We start from the raw sequence: 23,641 nt of genomic DNA, 5'->3' as shown, positions 1-23,641 counted from the left end.
GGAAAGCCGTCACAACTGGTTCGAAGGCTGGCGGCTGTTTGCCGTGCTGGCGCTTGCTCTGGTCGCGCTGTCGGTCTGGATTGCCGGCATGGGGCAATTCGAGGTCGATGGCGTCCGCATGGTGATCCGCTTCACGGCGCGAACCTCGCTGCTGTTCTTCTGTGTGGCCTTCAGCGCCGCGGCGCTGGCACGGCTGTGGCCCAATGCCTGGACACGGTGGCAGCGCCGCAACCGGCGCTACCTCGGCGTGACCTTTGCAGCGTCGCACGGCATCCACGCCGTCGCCATCGGCTGTTTTGCGATCATGGATCCCGCGGCCTATGCCGCCGCCACCAACGCCGCCTCCTATGTCTTCGGCGGCCTCGGCTATGCCTTCATCATCGCGATGGCCGCGACCTCGTTCGACCGTACCGCGGCGGCGATCGGCCCGCGCGCCTGGCGCATCCTGCATCTCAGCGGCGGCTATTATCTGCTGTTTCAGTTCGCCGTGTCGTTCGGCAAGCGGATTCCCGACATGCCGCTCTACGCGCTGTTCCTGATCCCGCTGCTAGCGGTGCTGGCGCTGCGGCTGATCGCGATGGCGCCGCGGCGAACGCCGCGCACGGTCCGTGCGGGATAGCGGCTGATGCCTTCTCAGGCCCGCGGTGTCAGCCCGAGACGCCCGGCAACGATCCTGTCGATCATCCGCTTCGGCAAAATCGCCGTCAGCAAATGCCGCATCGGGTCCGGCGTGATCTGATAGCGCACCCTGGGACTGGCCGTGGTCAGCGCCTCGGCGATCACCCCGGCGATCTTCTCCGCCGGCAATCCGGTTTCGCCGAGATGCAACATGAATTTTCGGATCCGTTGCAGCGCCGGCAAGAACGGCGAATTGCTGTAGCCGGAAATGTCGACTTCCTCGGCCTTGCCCCAGATCGGTGTCTTCACCGCACCGGGTGCTACGATGATGACGTCGATTCCGAACAGCATCATTTCGCGGCGCAGGCTTTCCGACAATCCCTCGATCGCATGCTTCGACGCCGAATAGGCCGACATCAGCGGGTTGCCGTTCCTGCCCGCCACCGAAGAAACCATCACGATCCGCCCTTTCGGCCCCGCCAGCGACGGATCGGATCCGAGCAGCGGACCGAACGCCTGCGTGGTGATGACAGGCCCGATGACATTGACCTCCATCTGGCGGCGGAATTCGTCGGCCGCGAGCTCCAGCACCGGACCCGCAACCGCGATGCCGGCGTTGTTGACGAGGCCGGCGAGCGTCTTGCCATTCAGCGCGGCGCGGACTTCGCGCGCGGCGGCCAGCACCCCGGCCTCGTCGGTGACGTCGAACAGCAGCGGTGTGAAATTGGCGCCGAACTCGTTGGCGAGACGTTCGGCGTCGGCTTGTTTGCGCACGCTGCCGAACACGCGAAAGCCGCGGTCGAGCAGCAGTTTCGACGTGGCCCAGCCGATGCCGGTGGACGCCCCGGTGATGACGACGGATTGCATGGTTCCCTCCTGATCGAGGTAACCTTTTAGCCCGCACCGGGCGCCACGCAACCGGCGAAACCGGGGAGATCAGCCCTGACGGAGGAGAGTTCATCAATTTTGATTCAGGCGCGCAACCAAGCGGCGACCGGGTTGTTACGATCATACCCAATGGAGAAAAGATCATGCGCCTGTTCGTCCTCGCCACGATGTTGCTTGCCGCCTCGAGCCTCGGTTCGCTGGCGCAGGAGCAGGGAAAAACGCCACAAGCCGGAACTGCGGCACAGATTGAAGCTCCGGCCCCGACCGATCGGAAATCCCCTCAGCAGCCGGGTCAGAATGCCGGTCGCGACCAGCAGAGAACCGACGATCGGGAGATGGGCCGAGACTGGAAGATGCGCCGCAACGCGGAGGGCGAACGTGCGGGAGGTGAGGATCGTGAGATCGGCCGCGGGGAAATGATGCGTCGGGGCGACGAGGACCGCATGGGCCGTGATCGCGACCACGACAAGGATCGCGGACGATACATGGATCGCGGGCGGTATCAGGAACGCGGCGACCGGGACTGGGATCGCCCCGACCGGGACAGGGACTACAGGGGCTATGCCGATGCGGAACGGCCCCGGCGCCGCGTGAAAATCTGCGTCGAGTACGAGAACGGCGACGAATATTGCCGCTACAGGCAGTAGTGGCGCCCGAAAATCATCCGCTCGATCAGACCGCCGACGGACGGGCCAATGGTCCTCGTCAGCCCACGGCTGCGCCCCCCTTCGCTGCGAAGCGATAATATGTTGATCTCGCGCAAAGTGCCCTTCGCCGGGAAACTTACTCTCGCCCATTGCAAAGCCTGTCCCGTCCTCCGGGCGGGAGCGCGCTTTCGGAGACGTTGTTGCGGCGCGAAAGCCTTAACGGGTGGGGTCACGATTGGACGCCGAACAGATCATTTGAAAAATTACGATTCTGTTGTTGATACAGGCATTTAGGGCCAATGTGGGGTGGGGTCAAAGTTCGACGCCGATTCACAATTCTTGCTAGATGGGTGGGCGGCCCTAACGAATCGTGCCGTCGTTCTCAGCGATTTCCCTCGATGCTGAGAATATATCCCAAGTCGCGATGAACATCGCCGCGATCACCGGACCGATGACAAATCCGTTGAGACCAAAGGTAGCGATTCCGCCTAACGTGGAGATAAGCACGACGTAGTCGGGCAGCTTTGTGTCCTTACCTACCAGGATAGGACGCAAGAAATTATCTACGAGTCCGATGACGAGCGCACCGAACGCTATCAAAACCATACCTTGCCAGGTAGCACCGGTCACAAGAAGATAAAGGGCAACCGGAACCCAAATGAGGCCCGCACCTATCGCAGGCACCAATGAAAAGAAAGCCATTACAACGGCCCATAACAGCGGGGCACCAATCCCAAGGAACCAGAATATCAGGCCCCCGAGCGTTCCTTGCAGAAGGGCGACCAGCATGTCGCCCTTGACCGTGGCACGGATGACGACCGTGAATTTGAGGAGGAAGGCCCTCTGCTGTTCCGCGTGCAACGGAATAGCATCTCTAATGCGCTTGGATAGCGCGTCCTCGTCGCGGAGCAGGAAGAACAACAGGTACAGCATGACGAACAGGTTCGCGACGAAGTCGAACGTGCTCTGGCCAATATTAAGCGCCTGTGTGGCGATGTACTGGCTGCCCGCCATAAGGGCGTCGGAAAGTTTTTGCTGCACTGCGCCGAGGCTCGCAAGACCGAAACGATCCAGCAGATTGATTGCCCATACAGGCAAGACGTCATGGACCTGCTGGAAAAATCGGCCGAGATCCAGCTCACCCGACTGGACTCTTCCATAAAAGGCCAATGCTTCCTGCGTCAATGACGCGGCGATCAGCGTCATTGGCAGAATTACGATCGTTATGATCATCATCATCGTAGAAAAGGCTGCAAGGTTGCGCCGTCCCCCCATTGATTTCAACAGTCGCCGGTGCAACGGAGAAAACAATATTGCTGTGACGGTCCCCCAGAGAACCGCTCCATAGAACGGCAACAATATCCAAGCGAAGGCCAGCGATACCGCGATGGCCAGCAACAAAAACGCATTGTCTTCAATGGTGCGCATACCGACATTCCATCAGGAAAGCTGGAGAACTCCAGGCCAGACGCGCACCCCGCGCCGACGAAGCGACCGCATTTCGGCCGATGAACGCCTGTCCCTTACGGGACTAGCCCCAGCATTCCCCACAGTCGATGGCGGGTGACAATTACGATGCAGAAGCCAAGTCACATTGACGCACACCACATAATGATCCCCAAAGGAAGACGCCCCTCCAGGAGACAACTATCCCAACTGGCAGATCAAATCCGGCCCAAAAGCAGCAAGACGACGAGGATGATCAGGATGACACCGATGACACCGACACCACCGTGACCGAAGCCATAGCCGTAGCCGCCGAATCGGCCACTGAAGCCACCAAGCAGGAAGATGACGAGGATAATGATAAGTATAAGTCCGAGCGACATGATCTGACTCCTTGGTGGGACTTAAATGGACATTGGGTCTCTTCGTAATTCGATCGTAAGGCCTTGATCTTCATGCTTCCGCTGACGTCTGTCGGAGCGTCACCAGGACCATGCCGAACTACTTCTTTTCGATTGAAATGCCACGTTCGCCGATGCTGATCTCGACGCCAGTGGTCTTCTGCCGCTCCTGGTAGAATTGATAGCCCAATACCACGGCGACGGCGGCGAGTGCGCCGATGACGAGGTAGAGAATGTTGCGATTCATTACCCGGGAATCCCTGTTCTTGCGTGTGTTGCCTCGATGCCAGACCCTGGTGTCTGAACAGATCAATGATCAAACTCGATCGACCCCGAAGTGTGAGCAATCGGAAAAACGGCGCGCTCGGCTACTACAAACTTACGGGGCGGTCAACGAAACCATCTTGATTCAGATCAACCGTCAGGATGCCGGGCACTGACCTTGCCGTTCGACCCGACCAACCGAAGCCCGACGGCAGGTGTTGATCTTGCGCAAGGTGCCTTTTTGCCGTGACCCCATAATCTTTGCTATAGGGAAGACTTGCGAGCGCACCCTCGAAGATTCATGGAGTTGAGAGAATGAGCGGGCAAGACAACATTCACTTCTTCATAAATTGGGCCAAGGAGCGGCTCGATGAAATGGACGCCACGCTGACGTCGCTTGAAGGCGAGGCCGCCAAGGTACAGGCCGATGCCCAGGACAAGGCCGGCACGGTTCTGGCAGAGCTGCGCAAGAATCGCGATGGCTTCCGCGACGCCATCAAGAAGCAGGCGGGAGCCAACGAGGCTGCCTGGACCAGCGCCAAGACAAGATTGGAAACCGATTGGAGCGCCTTCGAGGCGGAGGTCAAAAAATACGTCGAGAGTTATGGCAAGCAATTCGAGCTGCAGCGGGCGACATTCAAGCTCCAGGCCGCGGCCCAGTTGAAGGCGTGGCGCGACGCAGCCGACAAGTTGGCCTCCGCCGCCAGCGAATTCGCAGGCGAGCGCCGGGCCGAAATCGAGACGAACGTAGAGCGCATGAAGGCCGATGCGGTCGCCGCGGAGGAAAAGCTCCTGAAGCTGAACGAGGCAGGGAACCAGTCATGGTCCGCACTTACTGCCGCCTTGACCGAAACACGCGCTGTCTTCGATCGCGCCAATCAATCGGCGCGGGAGGCGTTCAAGCGGGTCACCTGATCAAGACCGCCGACCGAATTTCGGAGAGAGCGTTGCGTGGTGGTTCTCTCCTTCCATCTGCGCTCCGATACGACCGGCCATGTGTTGATCCTACGCAAAGTGCCCTTCGCCGGAAGCCCTTAGCTTGAATGTCATGCCTGCTCTCTGGAGATGTCTGCGATGCGAAAAGTCCCGAACCTGTCGATCTCGCCGGAAAAGGTGTTCTTCATCATCGCAAAGTCGCGCCAATCTGAGGGTAACGCCAACCAATCGGATCTGGCCGCCGATGCGGACGACGACATGCCTGAGGATCACAGCAACCGCACCGACCGCTCGGAGCTTTCCGGCTTCATACGCGGCTTGAACGTCGACGAGCAGATTGCTCTCGTCGCCCTGATGTGGCTCGGCCGCGGTGACGGCGATCTCGACAGCTGGCGCGATCTGCGCGCCGAGGCATCGCGTGCCCACAACAACCGTACGGCGTCCTACCTGATCGGGACGCCCATGCTGGCGGATTACCTGGAGGAGGCGCTGACGCAGTTCGGCAAGTCATTCGAGGACTTCGAAGAGCATCTTTGAAGTCGATCCCCAAAAATCCGCGCGAAAGCCTTCGCGAATGCCCTGGAGCGCTTCAATGAACAAGATAAAGATCGGCACCGGCGACTGGATCGTCGTCTGCGACGGGCGGAAAGCGCTCATCCTCGAGAATCTCGGAGACCGCGTGTTTCCGAACCTGCACAAGAAGGAAGTGCATGAACACCCGGACGCATCGACGCACGCACAAGGCAGCGATGCGCCGGGCAGCGTGCATCAATCGATGGGCAGCGCGCGAAGCTCGATCGAGCAGACGGACTGGCATGACCAGTCCGAGCGGGCGTTCCTGAAGGCACTTGCCGGCCGGCTCAACGTTGCAGTCACAACCGGCGAAACCAGCGCGCTGACGATCGTCGCGTCACCACGCGCGCTGGGCATGATCCGGCCGGATTATTCGGATGCGGTACGAAAGGCGGTTCATGGCGAAATCGCCAAGGATCTCGTGAAGATGCCGATCCATGAAATCGAGAAGCAACTGCTGTCGTGAACCCCGGGAGCTTGCTTGACCACGGCCATTCGAACAACAGGAGCGCGCCATGCTTTCGGTCTTGATCGGGGTTCTGATTATCTGCATCGTTGGTGCAATCTGCTTCTGGGCCATCGACAAATTCGTCAACGAAGCACGCCTCGCAAATCTCCTCAAACTGCTTGTGGTGCTGATCTGCCTGGCGGCAATTCTGCAGCGGGTATTGCCGCTGGCGGGAATTAACTGGCTGTAAGGTCGCTCACGTGATGCGAGGTGTGGACGCAGGCTGATGAAGACGGACCTTCCATCGACCCTGCCGCCTCTGGCCGCGCACCCTCCGCCGGAGGTGCCGCAGACCGCCCTGCCTGTGCTGCCGTTAATCCCGGGCGTGGCGGTCAGACCCTCTTTGGCGGACGAGCTCATTGCGTCCCCGCCAACGCGGGATTTCAATCTTGCCCGCGACCTGAAACTGTTCGCGCGTGTTCGCGCCGAGGGTGGGGGCCGAGTGGTGGCGATCTTCGCCGTCTCGACCGTCGTCACCATTGCCAACATGTTCGGGCAGGTGGAACTGAATGAGTGGAACGGCCAGTTCTTCGACGCCGTGGGCCGCAAGGACCTGTCGGGCTTCGTGCATCATCTCTGAACATTCCTCGTCATCATTGCGGTCTTGCTGGCGCTCACGGTCGCCCAGACCTTTCTGCAGGAGCGCCTGAAGTTTCGGCTGCGCGAGTGGATCACTCGCCATCTGCTGGTCGAGTGGCTGAAGCCGTTGCGCGTCTATCAGCTGGGCTTTGCCGGCCAGTATGGTCACAATCCGGACCAGCGCATCCAGGAGGATACGCGCCTGCTCGGCGACTACAGCGCGGACCTCGGCTGCGGCATGGTCTACTCCCTGCTCCAGATCGCCGCTTTCGTCGGGGTGCTCTGGGCGCTGTCGGCGCAGGTCACCTTCCAGGTGGCGGGCCACGACATCGCCATTCCCGGCTACATGGTCTGGTGTGCGCTCGGTTACGCCCTGATCGGCTCCGGCCTGACCTGGCTGGTGGGACGGCCGCTGATTTCCCTGAATGGCGAACGATATGCGCGCGAGGCGGAATTCCGCTTCGCTCTGGTCCGGGTCAACGAATCCGGCGAGAGCATCGCGCTGCATGGCGGGGAGAAGGATGAACAGCGGCATCTCGAGGCCGCGCTCGCGGCCGTCGTGGATACCATGCGGCGGATATCCTCCTCGCTCGCCCACCTCACCTGGATCACCTCGGGCACCGGCTGGCTGTCGCTGGTCGTTCCGATACTCGTGGCCGCACCGGCCTATTTCGGCGGCAGGCTGACCCTCGGCGGCCTGATCATGGTGGCGGGCGCCTTCTCCCAGGTGCAGGGCGCGATGCGATGGTTCGTTGACAATTTTTCGCGACTCGCCGACTGGCGGGCGGCGGTCCACCGGGTCGCGCGCTTCCGCGAAGCGCTCGACAACCTGCCCGCGGTCGAAGAAGGCGCGGAGGAGATCAAGCGCGCGCTGCACCCGGACGGCCATCTCGCTTTCGAGGGTGTGCGCGTCCTGCTGCCGGACGGGCACATCGTCATCGACGACGCGACCGTCAGCATCGCACCGGGCGAGCGCGTGCTGATCGTCGGCGATACCGGTCGAGGAAAATCGACGCTGTTCCGCGCCGTAGCGGGTCTCTGGCCGTGGGGCTCCGGGACCATCCTCACGCCTCCACCCGGGACCATGGCGTTCCTGCCGCAGCGCCCTTATCTGCCGCTGGGCACGTTACGCAACGCTCTGAGTTATCCGGGCGCCACCGATGCCTTCCCCGATGCGGATGTTCGAACGGCACTGGAGCGGTGCGATCTCGGCAGTCTCATTCCGAAGCTCGACCGGACTGAGCGCTGGGACAAGGAGCTTTCGCTCGGCGAACAGGAGCGCCTCGCGTTCGCGCGGCTGCTGCTGCACAAACCGGGATGGGTCTTTCTCGACGAAGCGACGGCCGCGCTCGACGAAGACAGCCAACGCCGCGTCATGCGCCTGTTCGACGACGAGCTGAAGCAGACGACCGTGTTGAGCATCGGTCACCGTCCGGATCTTGCCGTCTACCACACCCGAACGCTTCAGCTCGTTCATGGACTTGACGGCGACCGCCTCAAGCTCAAGCCGCCCCCTGCCCCACCTCCGCCGCGGCGCTGGCTGCAGCGACTCGACGACTGGTTGATGGCCATCCGGTCATGATGCGCGTCCGGTTCTCTCACCGACATTATTGATCTGGGTCAACGCGGTCTAGCGATCTCCATTGCAGCATGGCCTCGGGCGATTAGTCAGGTCACGATGAGGGATCTTGCAATGTCGACGCGTAAAGGATTGCTTTCTTCGGCTGGCCGCAGCGTCGTGGTAGCGACGATTGCCGTGCTGGCTCTCACGATGGGTGAGCCGCCGATGGCCACCGCCGGTCCGGTGGCTCCCGCCTCGAAGGACGTCTCGGCCACCACGGGGTCCAGCGATGCCACCGATTTCAGCTCGGCGCGCCGCCGCCGATACTACCGTGGAAACAATGCTGCGGGACTTGCTTTCATGGGAATGGCGATCGGAACCATTGGCGCGATCGCTGCCCAACAAAATTATGGTTACGGCTACGGATATGGGCCCGGCTATTACGGCGGTGGACCATACTACTATGGGGGCGGGCCATACTACGGTGGCGGACCTTACTATTATGGCGGTGGGCCATACTATGGCCGCCGCTATTATCGCTATCGTCACTACTGAGGATACCGGGCCACGCCTCATGATCGCTCCTGACCCAGGTCTCGGAGCGATCAATTCTCTTCGACCGGTCCAATTTCAGGTAGCGCCAGGATTTTGAGGCAAACCTGGGTCAAATCGGAGAATCCGAGTTTTTGTGCGGCTATCTGCGATAGATCGATTATTCTGCCGCTGGCGAAAGGGCCGCGATCGGTGATCCGCACGACTGCCGAGCGGCCGTTTTCCTGATTGTCGACCTGGACCATGGTCCCGAACGGGAGTGACCGGTGCGCGGCGGTCAAATTTTTCGCGCTGGTATCTTCTCCGCTTGCCGTCTCTTCGCTCAGCGTTGAATAGACCGACGCAAGACCGCATTCGTCCGGCTTTGCATCGGCCGTCTGCGCCGGCTCCAGCAAGATTGGTTGCAGCAATGCGAGCGCGATCAAGTGCAGCCGGGCGATAGCTGCGCGCTTCCCGAGCGCGGAGCCGTGCATCAATGGTCGTCGCGACATGGCAAGCTGGCTGCCAATCACAACGATCTGGATATTATCTCGGAGAACTCCCCGGCCATCTAATGCCGCAAGAGCGCGAGAAGAATAATGATCGGAATGGGGACACCTAGCATCCACAGCAGGATTCCACGACCCATGATTTCCTCCTCCGTTCCGTTCTCGCCTAACCGTCGTCAAGACTCGCGTTGAAATCGCGGACTTTTCCGCCTTGTGTGGCTGCCAGACTGGCAGCAAAGGCGCCGATAAGCAGAGAGGCGGTGAGCCAGAGAGACAATTTGGCCGCTGCCTTTCGCGCGTTGTCCAGATCAGTCTTTGCCTGGTTGATGATGTTCGAAACCCGCTTGTCGGCATCAGCCTGACCAAGTCCCGTGCGGGCCGCGACGATTTGCACCACATAGGTACGATCAGGCCCGGCGACCTCACCCTCGCCAAGGCCCTTCGTCAGGATACCCGCGATTTCGCGGCGAGCAGTTCCGGCATCCGTCGTATTAACGCTTGCGGCAGGAGCGGCTCGCAACAGCGCGTCCACATAATAATCCAACGGTCCGCCGGATGCGGTTGATGAGGTTGATGCAAGTCCCGATGATCCGCCGGCAGCGATGTTGCTGGCCGCAGCGGCCAGAAACGCAGCACCGATTACCGTGGAGAATCCCCATGCCAAAAAGCCGTGAGCTGTGTCGCGGAAGAAGACTTCGTGGGTTTGGACACCGACCCATCTTGTACGCAACCGCCCGGCGACATACCCACCCATGGCAGAAGCAAGCATCGCAACGACAATCAGATAGAGACCTGTGGTAATCTGGAATGTGTTCGCCGACATGCCGGAATTGCCCCACACGGATACGGTGGAGAACCCCATGCCAGCACCGAACGCAAGGAGAACGAGAGTCAGAGCGGCGGCCGCAGTTGCACCGGCCGCAACGGCTGGCCACGATACCGCGGGGCTCTCTGCGACAGGAGTGGAAATTTCAACTGTTTCAAAAACCATCGATGCCTCCGACCACCTGCTTGCCTGTGCCTTTGATTAGCGCATGTCCGAGGCCTTCCAGCCTCAGGTCGTCATGCATTTGTAAAGGAATGGCCAGCTCTTTCTGCCTTCGAGCATCTGTTTGTCCGACTGCTTCCGGCAATCGGCCCATTTTGTTTTTTCCTTCGCCCACTCCTTCTTCGCTGCCTCCCACTGCGCCTTTGTCCAGGTCTCGACCTGCGTTGACACGGAAGGCTTCGATGTATCCTTGGCGGAGTTTGCAGGGGCAGATCTTGTTGCGGGTGGCGATACCGAGGTTTGCGCAATGGCGGCGCCGGACAGGGCAGCAGCGAGAATTGCCGTTGTCAGGTAAAAGCTGGTTCGAGACATGAGGGTTTCCTCTTTTCAGATCCAGCATCCCGGGTCGGGGCATTGCAACAAGTGCTGTTTTACCAAGTCAAATCCGATCCGCTGCATGTTGCGTTGATCTGTGTCAAGCTGGAACGAGTAGTCGGTCTCGTTTGCAGGCTGCAGCGAGCGTCCTTATTCGCGCGAGATTGCGCTGAATCAAGACCAGCCGTCGCGATACATAGATCATGAGCGATCCAATGCTCATCCGGGCAGCAATAATCCCAGGGAGATCGCACATGAAACCTCGTTTGATGATGACCGCCAGTGTCATCGCTGCTCTTGCCATGCCCTTGGCAGCGCAGGCTCAGGGCGTCGTTCGGGGGGCGGAAGAAGGAGCCGCGGCCGGCAACCGCGCGGCCGGCCCGGTGGGAGGTGCGGTCGGCGCCGGCGTCGGCGGGGTCGTGGGTGGCATTGAGGGTGGCGTCAAGGGAGTGCTCGGAATTCCGCAGCGAAGCCGTTCGAGCTACGCCCGCGACCGCTCGGACCGCGCTGAACTCACCGCAAACCAGATCAGCAATGAATTCGCCGCGCGCACGGCCCGCATCAAGGCCGACCTGCGCCTTACGCCGGAGCAGGAGAAGAATTGGCCCGGCTTCGAGAGCGCGATGAAGGACCTGGGCAAGAGCAACGCCGACCGCCAGGCCGCCTTTCAAGCCGAACGCGCGCAGCAGAAAGCTCCGCTTGATGCGATCGAGCAAATGCGAGAGGAGGCAAAGTTCATGAGCGAGCGTGCCGCCGACCGAAAGGCGCTCGCCGATGCCGCCCAGCCACTGTATGCAAGCCTCGACGATCGGCAGAAGCAGCGCTTCGCCAAGCAGTTGTTCGGGATCGGCCGCTGGCCGGACCGTGATTGAGACAACAACGCCAACGAAGGCTTGCGAGCGCTCACATGGTCGCTCGCAAAGACAACCTTAAGGTCGGCGACTAGAACGATTAAACTATCGGACGGGCCAAGACCAGCATCGAGATGCTCGTCGTGCTGTCGGCGCGGGACGGAGAGACCCACTCGTGAGCATCTTGCGGATTGACATGGGGACCGCGCGACCATGAGCAGATCAAGCGTTGCTCTCGTCAATCTTCGGGCTCTCGTCATCATCATCGTGCTGGCGTTCCACTCCGTTCTGCCCTACCTCGCCTCTCTGCCGGCCGCCGCGTATCCTTTCGACAGCGCGCCTTATCTTTGGCTGGCCTTTCCGATCGTGGACAGCCAGCGATGGTTCGGCTTCGATCTGTTCTGCGCCTGGCAGGATGTCGGTCTGATGACCCTGATGTTCTTCCTCTCGGGCCTGTTCGTGCCGTCAAGCCTTGCGCGCAAGGGAGGCTGGAAGTTTCTGTCGGACCGTCTGCTGCGGATTGGCCTGCCATTCGTGCTGGCCGTCATTTTTCTTGCGCCGCTCGCCTATTATCCCGCCTATCGCACGACTGCCGTTGACCCCAGTCTGAATGCCTATTGGCAACATTGGCTCGCGCTGCCGTTCTGGCCATGCGGACCGCAGTGGTTCCTGGGCCAGCTCCTGGCATTCAATGTTCTCGCCGCCGCGATGTATCGTTTGGTTCCCGGATGGGACCAGCCTCTTGTCCGGCTGGTGGCCTTCGCCGGCGGCAATCCGGTGCGGTTCGTTGTCGTTCTGGTGACGGTCTCCGCGCTGGCCTATGTCCCCCTGGTGCTGGCCTATTCGCCTTTCGAATGGACGAATATCGGCCCGATCTCGTTTCAGCCCAGCCGGCCGTTGCATTACCTCGTCTACTTCCTCGCCGGCGTGGCGGTCGGGGCCCATGGCCTCGACCGCGGCCTGCTCGACTGCGATGGAGCTCTCGCGCGGCGCTGGCCGGTATGGCTCGCCACAGCCTTTGTCGGCTTTTTGCTCTGGGCCGCACCGACCTCGGTGACGATGGCGGACTGGAGCAACGCTCCCCTGATCGCGAAACTGGCGGCCGGCATGGGCTTTGTCGTCGCCTGCGCGGCGGGCTGCCTGTGCTCGCTGGCGATCTGCCTGCGCTTTTCCCATTGGCGCCTGCGGGCGTTTGACAGCCTGTCAGCCAATGCCTACCGAATGTATCTCGTCCACTACGTGTTTGCCGTCTGGCTGCAATATGCGCTGCTGGGCACCGGGTTGTTTGCGATCGGCAAGGCCGCGATTGTGTTCGGCGGCACCCTGATCATGAGTTGGACCATCGCCGCCGCCATGGGTGGCGCGCTGCCGGTCTCGCGGCTGAATGCAACCATACGCGGAGTGCGCCACGTGTGAAGGCTGAATTCACACGGAAAGTGATCGAGCTTCAATAACATGCCATTGGTCTTCACCCTCGCATTCCGAAATCTGTTTCATGACCGGCTTCGCTTCATTGCGACGGTGATCGGGATCGTGTTCTCCATCGTTCTGGTCACCGTCCAGATGGGCCTGTATCTGGGATTTGGGCGTACGGTGACGACGATGATCGATCATGCGTCCGCCGATCTCTGGATCATGCCGCAGGGAACCAAGTGCTTCGAGGACCCCTCCCTGCTGGACATGCGTGAGCGCTATCGCGCGCTTGCAGTAAACGGCGTGGCGGAGGCGATTCCCGTCGTGATCGGATTTGCAGATTGGCGGATGCCGAGCGGCGCGACGACTCCCGTTTTCGTCATCGGTTCGGATCTGCGGGCCGGCGGCCTGCAGCCCTGGAACGTGGTGGAAGGCCAGATCGAGGCGCTGTCGACGCCGAGGGCGGTCGCGGTCGACCGGTCCTATTTCGACCGGCTCGGCATCTCGGGAATCGGGGCGACCGCCGAAATCCGCCAGCAACTGGTGCGGGTCGCGGTCGTCACCAACGGCATCCGTTCATTCACCACGACGCCGTTCGTCTTCATGGACATCGATCGGGCTCGGGCCCACACCGGAGTTCCCTCCGGCAAGGCCACCTTTTTACTCGTTCGCCTGAGCCCCAATACCGACAAGGCTGCCGTCCGCCGCCAGCTGTTGTCGAACATCTCCGATGTCGAGGTGCTGACTCCGGCCGAGTTTCGCGAGCGCAGCCGCACCTTCTGGCTGTTCAGCACCGGCGCCGGCGCCGCGCTGTTCGCCGGGGCATTGCTCGGTGTGATCGTCGGCACCGTCATTGTCGCTCAGACGCTCTATTCAAGCACGAAAGAGCATCTGACCGAGTTCGCCACCTTGCGCGCCATCGGTTCGTCCCGGCGCTATATTTACGCGGTGATCGTCTGCCAGGCGCTCCTCAATGCCATCATCGGTTTCTCTATCGCCGCGATTATCGGCGAGACCATCGTGCAACTGACCGCGGCGACGGCGTTGCCGATCGTCATCACGCAAGGACTGATGATCGGACTTTTTCTGCTGACCGTCGTGATGTGCATCGGATCGGCGATGGCCGCGATCGTGCAGGTCACCCGGATCGATCCCGCCATAGTGTTCTCGCGATGACTTATCCCTTGCTCGAGGCGGTAAAAGTGGCGAAGGACCTTGGCAGCGGCGCTGCGAAGGTGGCCGCGCTCAAGGGCGTAAGCCTGACCCTCAATGGCGGTGAACTGACGCTGCTGATGGGGCCTTCCGGGAGCGGCAAGACCACGCTGCTGTCCATTCTCGGATGCATGCTGACGCCGACGGCAGGGACTGTTCGTGTCTGCGGGCATTCGACCACGGGCGCCGACCCCGAGGACCTGGCGCTTCTCAGGCGAGAGCATATAGGCTTTGTCTTCCAGTCCTTTCATCTGTTTCCAACGCTGTCCGCCGCCGACAACGTCCGGCTGGCGCTGGATGTACGCGGCGAACGCTCCGGAAGCGCAAAGGCCAAGTCACGCGAGGCCCTGGCCAGGGTCGGCCTGCCGCACAAGATAAAGGCGTTTCCGGGCGAACTCAGCGGCGGCGAACAGCAGCGCGTCGCGATCGCTCGTGCCATCGTCGGAAATCCGTCGATCGTCCTTGCGGACGAGCCAACCGCCGCACTGGATGGCGAGAACGGCCAGGCGGTCATGAAGATCCTTGCCGGGATCGCGAGGGAACAGGGGCGCGCTGTGCTGATCGTGACGCATGATCCGCGTCTGCTGCCGTTCGCGGATCGCGTCGTCCATATCGAAGACGGACGAATTGTCCGCGAGGAGTGCCGCGGCGCCAAACTGCAATGATTTCACCTGGAGCGCCACCGAGGAGGAAATAGCCATGTCGAAACGCCCAACAGTCCTGGTTGCGATCTCGGGGCTGGTCATCGCAACCGGAGCCTTGATGACAGCCCGAGCCGTCATGGCCGCTGCACCGGAGGACAAGCAATGGCAGGCCGTTGCGCCCGGCCGTGTCGAAGCCTGCTCCGGTCAGATCAAGCTCGCGACTGCCGTCACGGGGGTCGTCGACAAGGTGCTGGTGAAGGCCAATGACAAGGTGTTTGCGGGCGAACCGCTGATCCTTCTCGCTGACGGTGAACTCGGCGCGCGGCTGGCCGCGGCGGAAACCCAGGTCGCCCTGCGCAAGCGCGCACGGGATGAAAGGTCGGTGGCGGGCAGCGCGAACACGCGACGCAAGGCCAGGGATGCCGTGGCCGATGCCGAACAGTCGGTGTATGGCGTGCGCGCCATCGTCGATCGGGTTGCTGCCGAATTGCGTGTCAAAGGCGGGCCGGACGACGGCCTGACCACGGCCCGCTCGGCGTTGGCGCGAGCCCGGGCCGAGTTGGCCAGACGCCAGGAGGAGCTTCGGGAAATCGAGGAAGACAGCCCCTTGCCCACCATGCTGGAGGGCCAGCTCAGTATCGCCCGATCGGAATACGCCGTGGCGCGATCCGCCCTCGATAAAATGACAGTACGCGCGCCGATCGACGGCACCGTGCTCCAGGTCAATGTGCGGGCGGGCGAGCTGGTTTCATCCGGTTCACCACAGCCGCCGCTGCAGCTCGCCGATCTCTCGGCCCTCTGCGTGCGCGCGGAACTGGACGAACGCGACCTCGGATCCGTCAAGGTAAAGCAAACGGTCTCGGTACGCGCCGCGGCGTTTCCCGGTCGCGAGTTCGAGGGAATCGTCTCGTCGATCGCGCCGCTCGTCGAGCCCGGCCGCCTCGAGCCGCCCGGATCGCGCAATCAGACCGATGTGGATGTCGTGCAAGTCATAGTCGGATTGACGGGATCGGGAGAGCTCACGGCCGGAATGAAGGCAGATGTCTACTTCCGCTTCGGAAAAATTGTCGACCGATAGGCGCCGGCCACCGCACGCACGCCCGCCGAAAATAACGGCAGACATCTGGAGCTTCGGCCTCGGGCAAATCATTGCGGCGACAATGGCCCTTCGCCCTGGAGGCGGGCAAGGAGCGCAATCAGGTCCTCTTGCCTGAAGGGCTTTTTCAGCATCGGCCGGTCGGCATGGCCATCGCGCAAGCCGTGACCGGTGTTTCCGGTCACGTAGAAAAAAGCTACGCCGCGCGCGGCAAGCGCCTCCGCCACCGGATGGCTATCGCTACCATTCAAATTCATATCCAGCATGGCGACGTCGAATTCTTGCGCGGCAATCAGGGCGAGGGCCTCGTCGACCGTCGCCGCAGAGCTGACCGACTTGCATCCAAGGTCGGTCAGCATGTCTTCGATCATCATGACAAGCAGCATTTCATCCTCGACGACGAGAACCCTTCGACCGGACAGCAGATCATCCATCACGGGCAGCTCCGGGCACCGGGATGCTCATCGTGCAGACAAGGCCGTCCGGCCGGTAGTCGAGATGCACGCTTCCTGCCAGCTCATGGGCCAGACCACGCTCAATCACCCGCGACCCGAACCCCTTGTGCGCGGGCGGTGTGACCACGGGACCGTCTTTCTCCTGCCATTTCAGGACCAGCCGCCTGCCGGCCGGCGCCGTCTCTGTGGTCCACTCGATCAGGATTGATCCCGCCACGTTGGCCAAAGCACCGTATTTCACGGCGTTCGTTGCGAGTTCGTTGAACGCAATGCCGAGGGCCAGAGCGGCCTTTGGCGGGAAGCGGATGTTCTCGCCGGTGATCGCAATCCTGTCCGTCCGACCGCCCGCGGCCACGAATGGTTCCACGGCATCGCGAACGATATCGTACAGCCCGGCACTTTCCCATTTTTCGCGGGTCAGCAGGTCGTGCGACCGCGAGAGCGCAAACAGACGGGACTCGATGGAGTTCCGGATGGTCCCGGGATCGGAGGAGGTTCGCAATGTCTGGCGAACAATCGATTGTACCGTCGAGAGGGTATTCTTGACGCGATGATTCAGTTCGTCGATCAACATCCCCAACTGGACTTCATTCTCCTTTTGTCGGGTGAGATCGACCAGCGAGGCAAAATACTGAACGATGTCACCGTCCTCGTCGCGAACCGGGCTGATGAAGACCACGGCCCAGAATTCGCTTCCATCCTTGCGGCGATAAAGAACTTCTGCCCCGCTATTCGACGACCCCTCAAATTCGGTCTTGATCCGCGCCAGCGCCTCGGCGTCGGCGCTGTGGGCCAACAAGAAATTGAAGCTCTTGCCGATAACCTCTTCGCGGCGGTAGCCGGTTAGGGAGAGATAGCTGTCATTGACAAATATGATCGGGTTGCCAGGCTCCGTCGCATCGGTAAACACCATCGCCATACGGGTTGTCTGGGCGGCGACGACAAACGGACCGAGATGCTGCCTAAAGCCTTCGACTTCGGCCTCGGCGCCTTTCTGATGGTCAGACTTGGTTGTTATTTCCGACATGCCACCGGTCGATCCGATTGCTGACAGACGCCATCATGACCACGCATCCCGAACCAAACGCGACAGCTTGCAGCGGTCGGCGGACTGAGCCCCTGCGACGCGCAGGGGCGACACTTGCTCCATCCACCATTGCCCACGATCAGGGGCAAGAATGGCGATAACCGTCGTAGCCAAGATAGGTCCCGGAATACGGGTCATAGGACCGGTAACGCTGCGCACAATAAGCCACGGCGCCGCCGCCGGCATAGGGCGGCGGTGCGACGACGTAGGCCGGACCATAGTAGCCGGGGTATCCATAATAGCCGGGGTGCCCGTAATAGCCGTAGGGCTGCGTTGCGCCAATGATCGCCCCGCCGATCAGCGCTCCGGCGATGCCAAGACCGACGGCAGGGCCGTAGCCGCGACGATATCTTACCGTCTCCACCGAAGACTCCACCGTGTTTTGCAGCATCCGCGGCGATCCGACCGGCGCCGCTGCCGCAGGCGCGACGGCCCAAAGTGTCGCGACTGCCAGCGCGGCAAGAAGAACGCCAGACGATTTCTTCATTTCGACAACTCCCGGGAATTGGCCAGGGGAAAGCCCTGCTCATGGCATTGTCAGTCGGCAACAGCCCGGTGGTATTGACCTAGCTCAACACCCGCAGGCCGTGTCCGTCTGCGGTCTCATGCTTCGGGGGTTCAGCTATCGCCCGCTTCGTCAGGGACTGGCAGCCACTTCGACGCCCCGTTTTGCCTGATGGCGTTATATGGCACCCCCAGCCAATTAATCGGGATCCTATTGGCGTTGAGATGCTTGCCCCTGTGTTGGCTGTTCGGCATGGACCGATTTGCCGCCCACGAAAGCAATCCGCCATGACGGCCCTGAACCAGTCCCCTGCCCCCGCCGTCGTTCTCGTCGTCGAGGACGAGATGCTGCTGCGAATGCGCGCCGTCGACATGGTGGAGGATGCCGGCTTTACCTGCGTCGAGGCGGTCGATGCCGACCAGGCCCTCGCCATCCTGGAATCCCGGTCCGATATCGCGCTGCTGTTCACCGACATCCAGATGCCGGGACAAATGGACGGATTGGGCCTCGCCCACGCCGTCCACGACCGCTGGCCACCGATCAAGATCATCCTGGTATCGGGGCAGCTGAAGCTGACCAAGACAGACATTCCCGCCGACAGCCACTTCTTCGGAAAGCCGCTCGCGGCGGCGGCGATGATCGCCGAGATCCGGACCATGATCGGTCACGCCTGACGCCAGCAAAATGCGATGGAACCGGTCGAAATCGCTGGATTGCGACGTAAACGGCCTCAATTGATCGGAGCGGTAGGCGACATAGGGTGCTATAGTCGCACATGCTCGAAATTGATCGTCACGAAGACCGGCCCCATTTCCACGACGGAGCTTCACCCCCGCAGGACTTTCTCGCGGCGGAGAATGTCAGCCTTCGGCTGCTGCTGGCGCAGGCGGAAATCAACGCCCAGGAACTGCTCGACCAGGCCGGCATCGACGCCCGCGAACGCGCGGCGGCCGACAAGCTGCAGAAGCTGATCCTGGAAGAACTGCACCACCGTATCAAGAACACGCTGGCGACGGTCAGCGCCATTGCCTCGCAGAGCCTGCGCAACGTGGCCGGCGCCGAGCACGCCCAGCATGCCATCGAGGGCCGGCTGCTGGCGCTGGGACGGGCGCACGATCTGTTGCTGCAGGCGCGATGGAGCAGCGCCGATCTTTCAAAGATCGTGCGTGGCGCCACCGAAGCTTTCGACGATCCGGATGCAGCGAAATTCTCGATCGTGGGTCCGGATATCCGGATCGCCTCTGGCGCGGTGATCGCGATTGCGATGACGCTGAACGAACTCTGCACCAACACCACGAAGTTCGGCGCGCTGTCGCTGCCGAGCGGCCGCGTCGATATTGCATGGGCCGTCGACGACGCCGGGCAACGGTTGCGCCTGACCTGGACCGAAAGAAATGGTCCCGCGGTGCAGCCACCTGCCCGGCAGAGCTTCGGCACCCGCCTGATCGAGACCCTCGGCAGACAGCTCAAGGGCAACGTCCGGCTGACCTATGAGCCCACCGGCTTCGTCTACGCGTTGGACGTGCCGCTGGCATCGCTGATGCCGGCGACCGCCGAATAATCCAGCCAGGCCGCTCACCCGCCGAACGAACCGCAGCACCGGGGGGCAGCATCGGGGGGTGCGCGCAGCGGCGGTTTGATCTATGCTTGAGGCCTGAACCCGAAAAGGCCACGAGATGCTGCCGATGCGTCGCCCTCCCGCCGTGGCGGACATCCCAGAGCTCCGCATGACCGGTCCCTGGCCGAGCAAATCGGGCGGCATGCTCTCGGTTCCGTTCGCGCTGTCGCATGCCCGGACCATGGACTTGTTCGACTACGATCGTGCCGAGCTCGACCGCATTCCCATCGACATAAGGGGATTGCGGATGTTCGTGCTGGAGGACATACCGAGAGGCGGCGTCGGCGGCGGGGAATTTCACCGCATCCGCATCGAGGTCGCCTTTACCGTGAAGGGCAGCGTCCGCTGGGTCTGCGAGGACCTTTATGGGGGACGCAGAGAGTTTATCCCGCCGCGAGACTGCAGCTTGTACTTGCCGCCGTTCATCCTGCACACCATGGAAGCGGTCGAACACGGCAGCACAATCGTGTTGATTGCCAACACCTTGTACGACGCAGACGACGCCCGCACCCACGATACCTACCCGGTCGCGCAGTTTCGCGCCTTGCAGGCGCATTACGGCCGAAAGGCCGGATAGCGGCACGGTTGCGCCCGATTCAGAACTGGACAGGACAAAATGTCGTGCGCCCGCTTCACCATCCTGTTGTGCGTTCACCGGCGGAAGGCGCTGCTTCCCTTCGCGATCGAAACCGTGCTGTGGCAGAGCCACCGCAATTTCGAGCTGTTCGTGGTGTGCGACGGCGCTCCGCCGGAGACGGTGGCCTGCGCGCGCGACTTCGCCGCCCGCGATCCACGGGTGCGCGTCTTCGAATTCGAGAAGGGTGAGCGCATCGGCGAGCGGCACCGCGACGCGGTGCTCGCACAGGCCAGCGGAGATCTGGTCGCTCACCTCGGCGATGACGATCTCTGGTTTCCCGATCATCTCAGCGAACTCGCCGCGCTGCTGGCGGAGGTCGAATTCGGCAATCTCATGCCGATGGCGATGGCGCCGGATGGTTCGCCTCTCTACTTCCGTGGCGACCTCGCCGATCCCGACACGCGGCGGAAAATGCTGTCCAAATCCTGGAATTTTTTTGGCCCGACCGTCGCCGGCTATCGGCTTTCAACCTACCGGCGAATGCCGGAGGGCTGGGCGCCGGCGCCGCCGGGCATCTGGAGCGATCTTCACATGTGGCGCAAGTTTCTCCGGCTCGACGGCATCACCGTCGGCACCCGCTCCAGCATTCAGTCGCTGTGCCTGCACAATTCACTTCGCCGGCACATGACTCAGGAGCAGCGGCGTGACGAAACCGCGCGCTGGATCGCCATCATCCGTGACCCTGCCCGGCGGGCCGACCTGGTCGACCGGTATTGCGCCGGCTTTACCGCCCGCCGGTCCGTTCCGGCCCTGGCGCGCCTGCTTCACGCGCGGGGGCGCGCCTTGCTGCGGCGGATGACCGCGCCGGCGCCCAATTGACGCGCCGATGTATTTCTACGGAGTTTCAGTTTAACGCCGGCGTCCAGCGATTGCCGCGAATCCCAGAACGGATTGATCGCCCGGTTCCTCTTCGCCCATCCGTATTGTATCCGATACCATAACAGCTTTGCCAAACCGCAATAGACTGTCACTGGGCTTGCCAGCCGCCACCGCCGATAAGGGTCGATCACCTCGGAGTTTCAGATGGACCGAATGGCGAGCGGGTGGATCAATGGTTTCATCGGGATGGTGATCTTCAGCGGGTCGCTCCCGGCCACGCGCGTCGCGGTGATCCAGTTCGACCCGGTCTTTCTCACGGTCGCGCGCGCCGCGATCGCCGGCGTGCTGGCGTTCGGCCTGCTGTTGGCGTTCCAGGAAAAGCGTCCCGCGCGCGGCGATATCGTCTCGCTCGTGATCGTTGCCCTCGGCGTCGTCGTCGGCTTTCCGCTGCTGACGGCGCTGGCGCTGCAGCACATCACCTCGGCGCACTCCATCGTCTTTATCGGATTGCTTCCCTTGTCGACGGCGATCTTCGGCGTGCTGCGCGGCGGCGAGCGGCCGAAGCCTGCATTCTGGATATTCTCCGCGCTCGGCAGCGCCTTGGTGGCCGGCTTCGCCCTGATGCAGGGGCTGACGGCTTCGGCTGCTGGCGATGCCTTGATGCTGGCCGCCATCATCGTGTGCGGGCTCGGCTATGCCGAAGGCGCGAAGCTCTCCCGCACGCTTGGCGGCTGGCAGGTGATCTCCTGGGCGCTGGTCATGTCGCTTCCGGTGATGATCGTGCTGCTGATCTTCTGGATGCCGCCGACCTTTTCCGGCATCGCCTGGCCGGCCTGGCTTGGCCTCGCCTATGTGTCGCTGTTCAGCATGCTGATCGGTTTCGTGTTCTGGTATCGCGGCCTTGCCCAGGGCGGCATCGCCGCCGTGGGCCAGTTGCAATTGCTGCAACCGTTCTTCGGCCTGGCGCTCGCCGCCACGCTGCTGCATGAGCCCGTGACCTGGATGATGCTGGTCGTCACCATCGCCGTCATCCTGTGCGTGGCGGGCGCTCGAAAATTCGCCGCTTAGGATACGTGCCGCCGCGCCCCGTATTTCTACCGAGTTCCAACTTAACGCGGGCGTAGGGCTGCGGCGGCCATGGTGCGGGCTCAATTCCTGCAACACCCAACAGATCGCTCCGGGAACGATGGCGCCACAGCCGGATCATTCCATCATCGCCGAACTTGAGGACGCCGTCAGAACCGGGTCGCCCGCGGAGCGGGTCGAAACGCTGCGGCAGGTGACCAACCTGTTCCTGCATGACGGCGCGCGCCTCAACGAGGAACAGGTCAAGGTCTTCGACGACGTCATGTGCCTGCTGATCGCCCGGGTCGAAAGCCGCGCCAGGGCCGACTTTGGCAAGCGCCTGGCGCCGGTCGACTTCGCGCCGCAGGGGGTCATCCAGCGTCTGGCATGGGACGATGAAATCGCGGTGGCCGGCGACGTGCTGGCCCGGTCCAGCCGCCTCCAGACCAGCACGCTGGTGGAGATCGCGCGCAAGAAGGGCCAGGATCATCTGCTGGCGATTTCGGGCCGCAGCAACCTGCCCGAAGCCGTCACCGACGTGATCATCGATCGCGGCGAGCACAGGGTCATCAAGAAGCTCGCCACCAACGCCAGCGCGCGCATTTCCGAGGCCGGCTATTCCGGCATCGTGGCGCGGGCCGGCGACGATGACGAACTCACCGAGATCCTCGGGCTGCGCATCGACCTTCCGATCAAATTCCTGCGCGACCTGTTGCGGCGGGCTTCCGACGCCGTCCGGGCCAGACTGGCCGCGATCGCGTCACCGGAACTGCGGGAAGAGATCAAGCGGGTACTGCAGTCGATTCTCGGCAAAGCCGGCGAGGACACGTCGTCGGCGCGGGATTTCGGCGCTGTCGAGAAATTCATCAGGCTGAAGCAGGAATTGAACGAGCTCGACGACGCCGCCGTCTTCCTGTTCGCCGAAGCCGGGAAATTCGACGAGGTGATCGTTTCCCTCGCCGTCCTCAACGACGCGCCGACCGAAATGATGGCGCGGCTGCTGGAGGGGCCTCGCGCCGACCTCATCCTGATCCCCTGCCGGTCAGCCCGCCTGAACTGGCCGAGCGTCGAGACCATCCTGCGCAACCGGCCGATGCCGGCGCCCATCAACGAGCAATCGCTGGCGCTGGCGCAGCGCGACTACCGGAAACTGTCGATGGAAACCGCGCAGCGCACCGTGCGGTTCTGGCAGTTGCACAACAAGATCGGGAAGTAGGTCTGCTGCCCGGGACCCGCAGCAGGGAAAGCCCTCAGGCCGCGCGCACCGTATCCAGGAACCCCTAGTGCGCCGAACCTCCGCTCGCCTTTTCCCGCAGCCGATAGAATTGAAGCGCAGCCCGGGCGGTCTTCGGCTGCAGTCGGAAGAAGCTGGCAAAGCACTCGTCCAGCCGCTGCTTCGTAACGCCGCCGCGACC

30 protein-coding genes are annotated in these 23,641 nt (G+C 62.2%); 20 read left to right on the top strand and 10 right to left on the bottom strand.

Going from position 1 to position 23,641, the window contains the following annotated elements:
* The coding region (locus tag Q8N40_RS07370; protein WP_305711348.1) for a hypothetical protein at nt 1–619 on the top strand (619 nt) is incomplete at its 5' end.
* Between the two features lie 14 nt (nt 620–633).
* Here the strand turns inward: Q8N40_RS07370 and Q8N40_RS07365 are convergent.
* Nucleotides 634–1,485, bottom strand: a complete 852-nt coding sequence (locus Q8N40_RS07365) for an SDR family oxidoreductase (protein ID WP_305711347.1) — start codon at nt 1,483–1,485, stop codon at nt 634–636.
* 164 nt (nt 1,486–1,649) lie between these two features.
* Between Q8N40_RS07365 and Q8N40_RS07360 the strand changes: the two genes are divergently transcribed.
* The gene (locus Q8N40_RS07360; protein ID WP_305711346.1) at nt 1,650–2,153 is read left to right on the top strand and encodes a hypothetical protein; all 504 of its coding nucleotides are present in this window, start codon (nt 1,650–1,652) and stop codon (nt 2,151–2,153) included.
* Nucleotides 2,154–2,513: 360 nt separating this feature from the next.
* Here Q8N40_RS07360 and Q8N40_RS07355 read toward each other — a convergent pair whose 3' ends face one another.
* The 3 genes from Q8N40_RS07355 to Q8N40_RS07345 all read right to left on the bottom strand — a co-directional run bounded on the left by Q8N40_RS07355 (nt 2,514) and on the right by Q8N40_RS07345 (nt 4,247).
* Nucleotides 2,514–3,581 carry an AI-2E family transporter gene (locus Q8N40_RS07355; protein WP_305711345.1) on the bottom strand — a complete coding sequence of 356 codons (1,068 nt, stop codon included), beginning with the start codon at nt 3,579–3,581 and terminating at the stop codon, nt 2,514–2,516.
* Between the two features lie 236 nt (nt 3,582–3,817).
* Nucleotides 3,818–3,982, bottom strand: a complete 165-nt coding sequence (locus Q8N40_RS07350) for a DUF3309 family protein (RefSeq protein ID WP_215605465.1) — start codon at nt 3,980–3,982, stop codon at nt 3,818–3,820.
* Nucleotides 3,983–4,100: 118 nt separating this feature from the next.
* Nucleotides 4,101–4,247 (bottom strand): hypothetical protein, encoded by a 147-nt coding sequence (locus Q8N40_RS07345; RefSeq protein WP_305711344.1) that lies wholly within the window; start codon nt 4,245–4,247, stop codon nt 4,101–4,103.
* Nucleotides 4,248–4,639: 392 nt separating this feature from the next.
* On the opposite strand from Q8N40_RS07345, the gene Q8N40_RS07340 reads away from it, so the two are divergent.
* The 7 genes from Q8N40_RS07340 to Q8N40_RS07310 all read left to right on the top strand — a co-directional run bounded on the left by Q8N40_RS07340 (nt 4,640) and on the right by Q8N40_RS07310 (nt 8,976).
* Complete coding sequence (locus tag Q8N40_RS07340; protein ID WP_305711343.1) at nt 4,640–5,179, top strand: hypothetical protein; 540 nt, start codon at nt 4,640–4,642, stop codon at nt 5,177–5,179.
* Between the two features lie 159 nt (nt 5,180–5,338).
* Nucleotides 5,339–5,737: a DUF3775 domain-containing protein gene (locus tag Q8N40_RS07335; protein ID WP_305711342.1), complete on the top strand. Its 399-nt coding sequence runs from the start codon at nt 5,339–5,341 to the stop codon at nt 5,735–5,737.
* A 55-nt stretch (nt 5,738–5,792) separates the two neighbouring features.
* Nucleotides 5,793–6,239, top strand: coding sequence for a host attachment protein (locus tag Q8N40_RS07330; RefSeq protein WP_305711341.1), 447 nt, complete (start codon nt 5,793–5,795; stop codon nt 6,237–6,239).
* A 49-nt stretch (nt 6,240–6,288) separates the two neighbouring features.
* Nucleotides 6,289–6,471 carry a hypothetical protein gene (locus tag Q8N40_RS07325; RefSeq protein WP_305711340.1) on the top strand — a complete coding sequence of 61 codons (183 nt, stop codon included), beginning with the start codon at nt 6,289–6,291 and terminating at the stop codon, nt 6,469–6,471.
* A 36-nt stretch (nt 6,472–6,507) separates the two neighbouring features.
* A complete protein-coding gene (locus Q8N40_RS07320) occupies nt 6,508–6,861 on the top strand; it encodes a hypothetical protein (RefSeq protein ID WP_305711339.1) in 354 nt (117 codons plus the stop codon).
* Between the two features lie 12 nt (nt 6,862–6,873).
* Entirely contained in the window at nt 6,874–8,442 is a 1,569-nt protein-coding gene (locus Q8N40_RS07315) for an ABC transporter ATP-binding protein/permease (RefSeq protein WP_371135631.1), read from the top strand.
* 111 nt (nt 8,443–8,553) lie between these two features.
* The gene (locus Q8N40_RS07310; RefSeq protein WP_305711338.1) at nt 8,554–8,976 is read left to right on the top strand and encodes a hypothetical protein; all 423 of its coding nucleotides are present in this window, start codon (nt 8,554–8,556) and stop codon (nt 8,974–8,976) included.
* Nucleotides 8,977–9,026: 50 nt separating this feature from the next.
* Here the strand turns inward: Q8N40_RS07310 and Q8N40_RS07305 are convergent, their stop codons facing one another.
* The 3 genes from Q8N40_RS07305 to Q8N40_RS07295 form a co-directional block, all read right to left on the bottom strand.
* On the bottom strand, nt 9,027–9,446 hold the full coding sequence (locus Q8N40_RS07305; protein ID WP_305711337.1) for a septal ring lytic transglycosylase RlpA family protein: 420 nt from the start codon (nt 9,444–9,446) through the stop codon (nt 9,027–9,029).
* Between the two features lie 181 nt (nt 9,447–9,627).
* A complete protein-coding gene (locus tag Q8N40_RS07300) occupies nt 9,628–10,452 on the bottom strand; it encodes a hypothetical protein (RefSeq protein ID WP_305711336.1) in 825 nt (274 codons plus the stop codon).
* Complete coding sequence (locus Q8N40_RS07295) at nt 10,442–10,849, bottom strand: hypothetical protein (RefSeq protein ID WP_305711335.1); 408 nt, start codon at nt 10,847–10,849, stop codon at nt 10,442–10,444. The genes Q8N40_RS07300 and Q8N40_RS07295 overlap by 11 nt, the downstream gene beginning before the upstream one ends.
* Before the next feature lie 229 nt (nt 10,850–11,078).
* Between Q8N40_RS07295 and Q8N40_RS07290 the strand changes: the two genes are divergently transcribed.
* The 5 genes from Q8N40_RS07290 to Q8N40_RS07270 all read left to right on the top strand — a co-directional run bounded on the left by Q8N40_RS07290 (nt 11,079) and on the right by Q8N40_RS07270 (nt 16,022).
* Nucleotides 11,079–11,696: a Spy/CpxP family protein refolding chaperone gene (locus Q8N40_RS07290; RefSeq protein ID WP_305711334.1), complete on the top strand. Its 618-nt coding sequence runs from the start codon at nt 11,079–11,081 to the stop codon at nt 11,694–11,696.
* Between the two features lie 192 nt (nt 11,697–11,888).
* Nucleotides 11,889–13,091, top strand: a complete 1,203-nt coding sequence (locus Q8N40_RS07285) for an acyltransferase (RefSeq protein ID WP_305711333.1) — start codon at nt 11,889–11,891, stop codon at nt 13,089–13,091.
* 39 nt (nt 13,092–13,130) lie between these two features.
* Nucleotides 13,131–14,264 carry an ABC transporter permease gene (locus Q8N40_RS07280; protein WP_305711332.1) on the top strand — a complete coding sequence of 378 codons (1,134 nt, stop codon included), beginning with the start codon at nt 13,131–13,133 and terminating at the stop codon, nt 14,262–14,264.
* Nucleotides 14,261–14,965 carry an ABC transporter ATP-binding protein gene (locus tag Q8N40_RS07275; RefSeq protein ID WP_305711349.1) on the top strand — a complete coding sequence of 235 codons (705 nt, stop codon included), beginning with the start codon at nt 14,261–14,263 and terminating at the stop codon, nt 14,963–14,965. The genes Q8N40_RS07280 and Q8N40_RS07275 overlap by 4 nt, the downstream gene beginning before the upstream one ends.
* A gap of 34 nt (nt 14,966–14,999) precedes the next feature.
* Nucleotides 15,000–16,022, top strand: a complete 1,023-nt coding sequence (locus Q8N40_RS07270) for an HlyD family secretion protein (RefSeq protein WP_305711331.1) — start codon at nt 15,000–15,002, stop codon at nt 16,020–16,022.
* Nucleotides 16,023–16,090: 68 nt separating this feature from the next.
* Here the strand turns inward: Q8N40_RS07270 and Q8N40_RS07265 are convergent, their stop codons facing one another.
* From Q8N40_RS07265 to Q8N40_RS07255, 3 genes are all read right to left on the bottom strand, one after another.
* Nucleotides 16,091–16,474, bottom strand: a complete 384-nt coding sequence (locus tag Q8N40_RS07265) for a response regulator (RefSeq protein WP_305711330.1) — start codon at nt 16,472–16,474, stop codon at nt 16,091–16,093.
* Complete coding sequence (locus Q8N40_RS07260) at nt 16,467–17,522, bottom strand: HWE histidine kinase domain-containing protein (protein WP_305711329.1); 1,056 nt, start codon at nt 17,520–17,522, stop codon at nt 16,467–16,469. Before Q8N40_RS07260 ends, Q8N40_RS07265 begins: the two co-directional genes overlap by 8 nt.
* Before the next feature lie 139 nt (nt 17,523–17,661).
* Complete coding sequence (locus tag Q8N40_RS07255; RefSeq protein WP_305711328.1) at nt 17,662–18,069, bottom strand: BA14K family protein; 408 nt, start codon at nt 18,067–18,069, stop codon at nt 17,662–17,664.
* A gap of 305 nt (nt 18,070–18,374) precedes the next feature.
* Between Q8N40_RS07255 and Q8N40_RS07250 the strand changes: the two genes are divergently transcribed.
* The 6 genes from Q8N40_RS07250 (at nt 18,375) to Q8N40_RS07225 (ending at nt 23,442) form a co-directional block, all read left to right on the top strand.
* Nucleotides 18,375–18,761 (top strand): response regulator, encoded by a 387-nt coding sequence (locus Q8N40_RS07250; RefSeq protein ID WP_305711327.1) that lies wholly within the window; start codon nt 18,375–18,377, stop codon nt 18,759–18,761.
* A 101-nt stretch (nt 18,762–18,862) separates the two neighbouring features.
* On the top strand, nt 18,863–19,648 hold the full coding sequence (locus tag Q8N40_RS07245; RefSeq protein WP_305711326.1) for a sensor histidine kinase: 786 nt from the start codon (nt 18,863–18,865) through the stop codon (nt 19,646–19,648).
* Nucleotides 19,649–19,763: 115 nt separating this feature from the next.
* On the top strand, nt 19,764–20,282 hold the full coding sequence (locus Q8N40_RS07240) for a WxcM-like domain-containing protein (protein ID WP_305321696.1): 519 nt from the start codon (nt 19,764–19,766) through the stop codon (nt 20,280–20,282).
* A 39-nt stretch (nt 20,283–20,321) separates the two neighbouring features.
* Entirely contained in the window at nt 20,322–21,161 is an 840-nt protein-coding gene (locus tag Q8N40_RS07235; RefSeq protein WP_305321695.1) for a glycosyltransferase family 2 protein, read from the top strand.
* A 204-nt stretch (nt 21,162–21,365) separates the two neighbouring features.
* Nucleotides 21,366–22,229, top strand: coding sequence for a DMT family transporter (locus Q8N40_RS07230; RefSeq protein ID WP_305711325.1), 864 nt, complete (start codon nt 21,366–21,368; stop codon nt 22,227–22,229).
* Between the two features lie 118 nt (nt 22,230–22,347).
* Nucleotides 22,348–23,442 carry a DUF2336 domain-containing protein gene (locus Q8N40_RS07225; RefSeq protein WP_305711324.1) on the top strand — a complete coding sequence of 365 codons (1,095 nt, stop codon included), beginning with the start codon at nt 22,348–22,350 and terminating at the stop codon, nt 23,440–23,442.
* Nucleotides 23,443–23,641: the final 199 nt, after the last annotated feature.

It is taken from the genome of Bradyrhizobium sp., assembly GCF_030693485.1.
GTDB lineage: Bacteria > Pseudomonadota > Alphaproteobacteria > Rhizobiales > Xanthobacteraceae > Bradyrhizobium.
Note: the sequence above shows the minus strand (reverse complement) of the source record. Positions and strands in the feature narration are given on the sequence as shown.

Coding starts and splice junctions, on each gene's coding strand:
- Q8N40_RS07330 (WP_305711341.1), top strand. CDS start 5,793: ATGAACAAGATAAAGATCGGCACCGGCGACTGGATCGTCGTCTGCGAC.
- Q8N40_RS07285 (WP_305711333.1), top strand. CDS start 11,889: ATGAGCAGATCAAGCGTTGCTCTCGTCAATCTTCGGGCTCTCGTCATC.
- Q8N40_RS07265 (WP_305711330.1), bottom strand. CDS start 16,474: ATGGATGATCTGCTGTCCGGTCGAAGGGTTCTCGTCGTCGAGGATGAA.
- Q8N40_RS07360 (WP_305711346.1), top strand. CDS start 1,650: ATGCGCCTGTTCGTCCTCGCCACGATGTTGCTTGCCGCCTCGAGCCTC.
- Q8N40_RS07355 (WP_305711345.1), bottom strand. CDS start 3,581: ATGCGCACCATTGAAGACAATGCGTTTTTGTTGCTGGCCATCGCGGTA.
- Q8N40_RS07240 (WP_305321696.1), top strand. CDS start 19,764: ATGCTGCCGATGCGTCGCCCTCCCGCCGTGGCGGACATCCCAGAGCTC.
- Q8N40_RS07290 (WP_305711334.1), top strand. CDS start 11,079: ATGAAACCTCGTTTGATGATGACCGCCAGTGTCATCGCTGCTCTTGCC.
- Q8N40_RS07320 (WP_305711339.1), top strand. CDS start 6,508: ATGAAGACGGACCTTCCATCGACCCTGCCGCCTCTGGCCGCGCACCCT.
- Q8N40_RS07255 (WP_305711328.1), bottom strand. CDS start 18,069: ATGAAGAAATCGTCTGGCGTTCTTCTTGCCGCGCTGGCAGTCGCGACA.
- Q8N40_RS07295 (WP_305711335.1), bottom strand. CDS start 10,849: ATGCTGGATCTGAAAAGAGGAAACCCTCATGTCTCGAACCAGCTTTTA.
- Q8N40_RS07245 (WP_305711326.1), top strand. CDS start 18,863: ATGCTCGAAATTGATCGTCACGAAGACCGGCCCCATTTCCACGACGGA.
- Q8N40_RS07260 (WP_305711329.1), bottom strand. CDS start 17,522: ATGTCGGAAATAACAACCAAGTCTGACCATCAGAAAGGCGCCGAGGCC.
- Q8N40_RS07225 (WP_305711324.1), top strand. CDS start 22,348: ATGGCGCCACAGCCGGATCATTCCATCATCGCCGAACTTGAGGACGCC.
- Q8N40_RS07325 (WP_305711340.1), top strand. CDS start 6,289: ATGCTTTCGGTCTTGATCGGGGTTCTGATTATCTGCATCGTTGGTGCA.
- Q8N40_RS07250 (WP_305711327.1), top strand. CDS start 18,375: ATGACGGCCCTGAACCAGTCCCCTGCCCCCGCCGTCGTTCTCGTCGTC.
- Q8N40_RS07280 (WP_305711332.1), top strand. CDS start 13,131: ATGCCATTGGTCTTCACCCTCGCATTCCGAAATCTGTTTCATGACCGG.
- Q8N40_RS07305 (WP_305711337.1), bottom strand. CDS start 9,446: ATGCACGGCTCCGCGCTCGGGAAGCGCGCAGCTATCGCCCGGCTGCAC.
- Q8N40_RS07350 (WP_215605465.1), bottom strand. CDS start 3,982: ATGTCGCTCGGACTTATACTTATCATTATCCTCGTCATCTTCCTGCTT.
- Q8N40_RS07235 (WP_305321695.1), top strand. CDS start 20,322: ATGTCGTGCGCCCGCTTCACCATCCTGTTGTGCGTTCACCGGCGGAAG.
- Q8N40_RS07300 (WP_305711336.1), bottom strand. CDS start 10,452: ATGGTTTTTGAAACAGTTGAAATTTCCACTCCTGTCGCAGAGAGCCCC.
- Q8N40_RS07340 (WP_305711343.1), top strand. CDS start 4,640: ATGGACGCCACGCTGACGTCGCTTGAAGGCGAGGCCGCCAAGGTACAG.
- Q8N40_RS07310 (WP_305711338.1), top strand. CDS start 8,554: ATGTCGACGCGTAAAGGATTGCTTTCTTCGGCTGGCCGCAGCGTCGTG.
- Q8N40_RS07270 (WP_305711331.1), top strand. CDS start 15,000: ATGTCGAAACGCCCAACAGTCCTGGTTGCGATCTCGGGGCTGGTCATC.
- Q8N40_RS07230 (WP_305711325.1), top strand. CDS start 21,366: ATGGACCGAATGGCGAGCGGGTGGATCAATGGTTTCATCGGGATGGTG.
- Q8N40_RS07365 (WP_305711347.1), bottom strand. CDS start 1,485: ATGCAATCCGTCGTCATCACCGGGGCGTCCACCGGCATCGGCTGGGCC.
- Q8N40_RS07345 (WP_305711344.1), bottom strand. CDS start 4,247: ATGAATCGCAACATTCTCTACCTCGTCATCGGCGCACTCGCCGCCGTC.
- Q8N40_RS07335 (WP_305711342.1), top strand. CDS start 5,339: ATGCGAAAAGTCCCGAACCTGTCGATCTCGCCGGAAAAGGTGTTCTTC.
- Q8N40_RS07275 (WP_305711349.1), top strand. CDS start 14,261: ATGACTTATCCCTTGCTCGAGGCGGTAAAAGTGGCGAAGGACCTTGGC.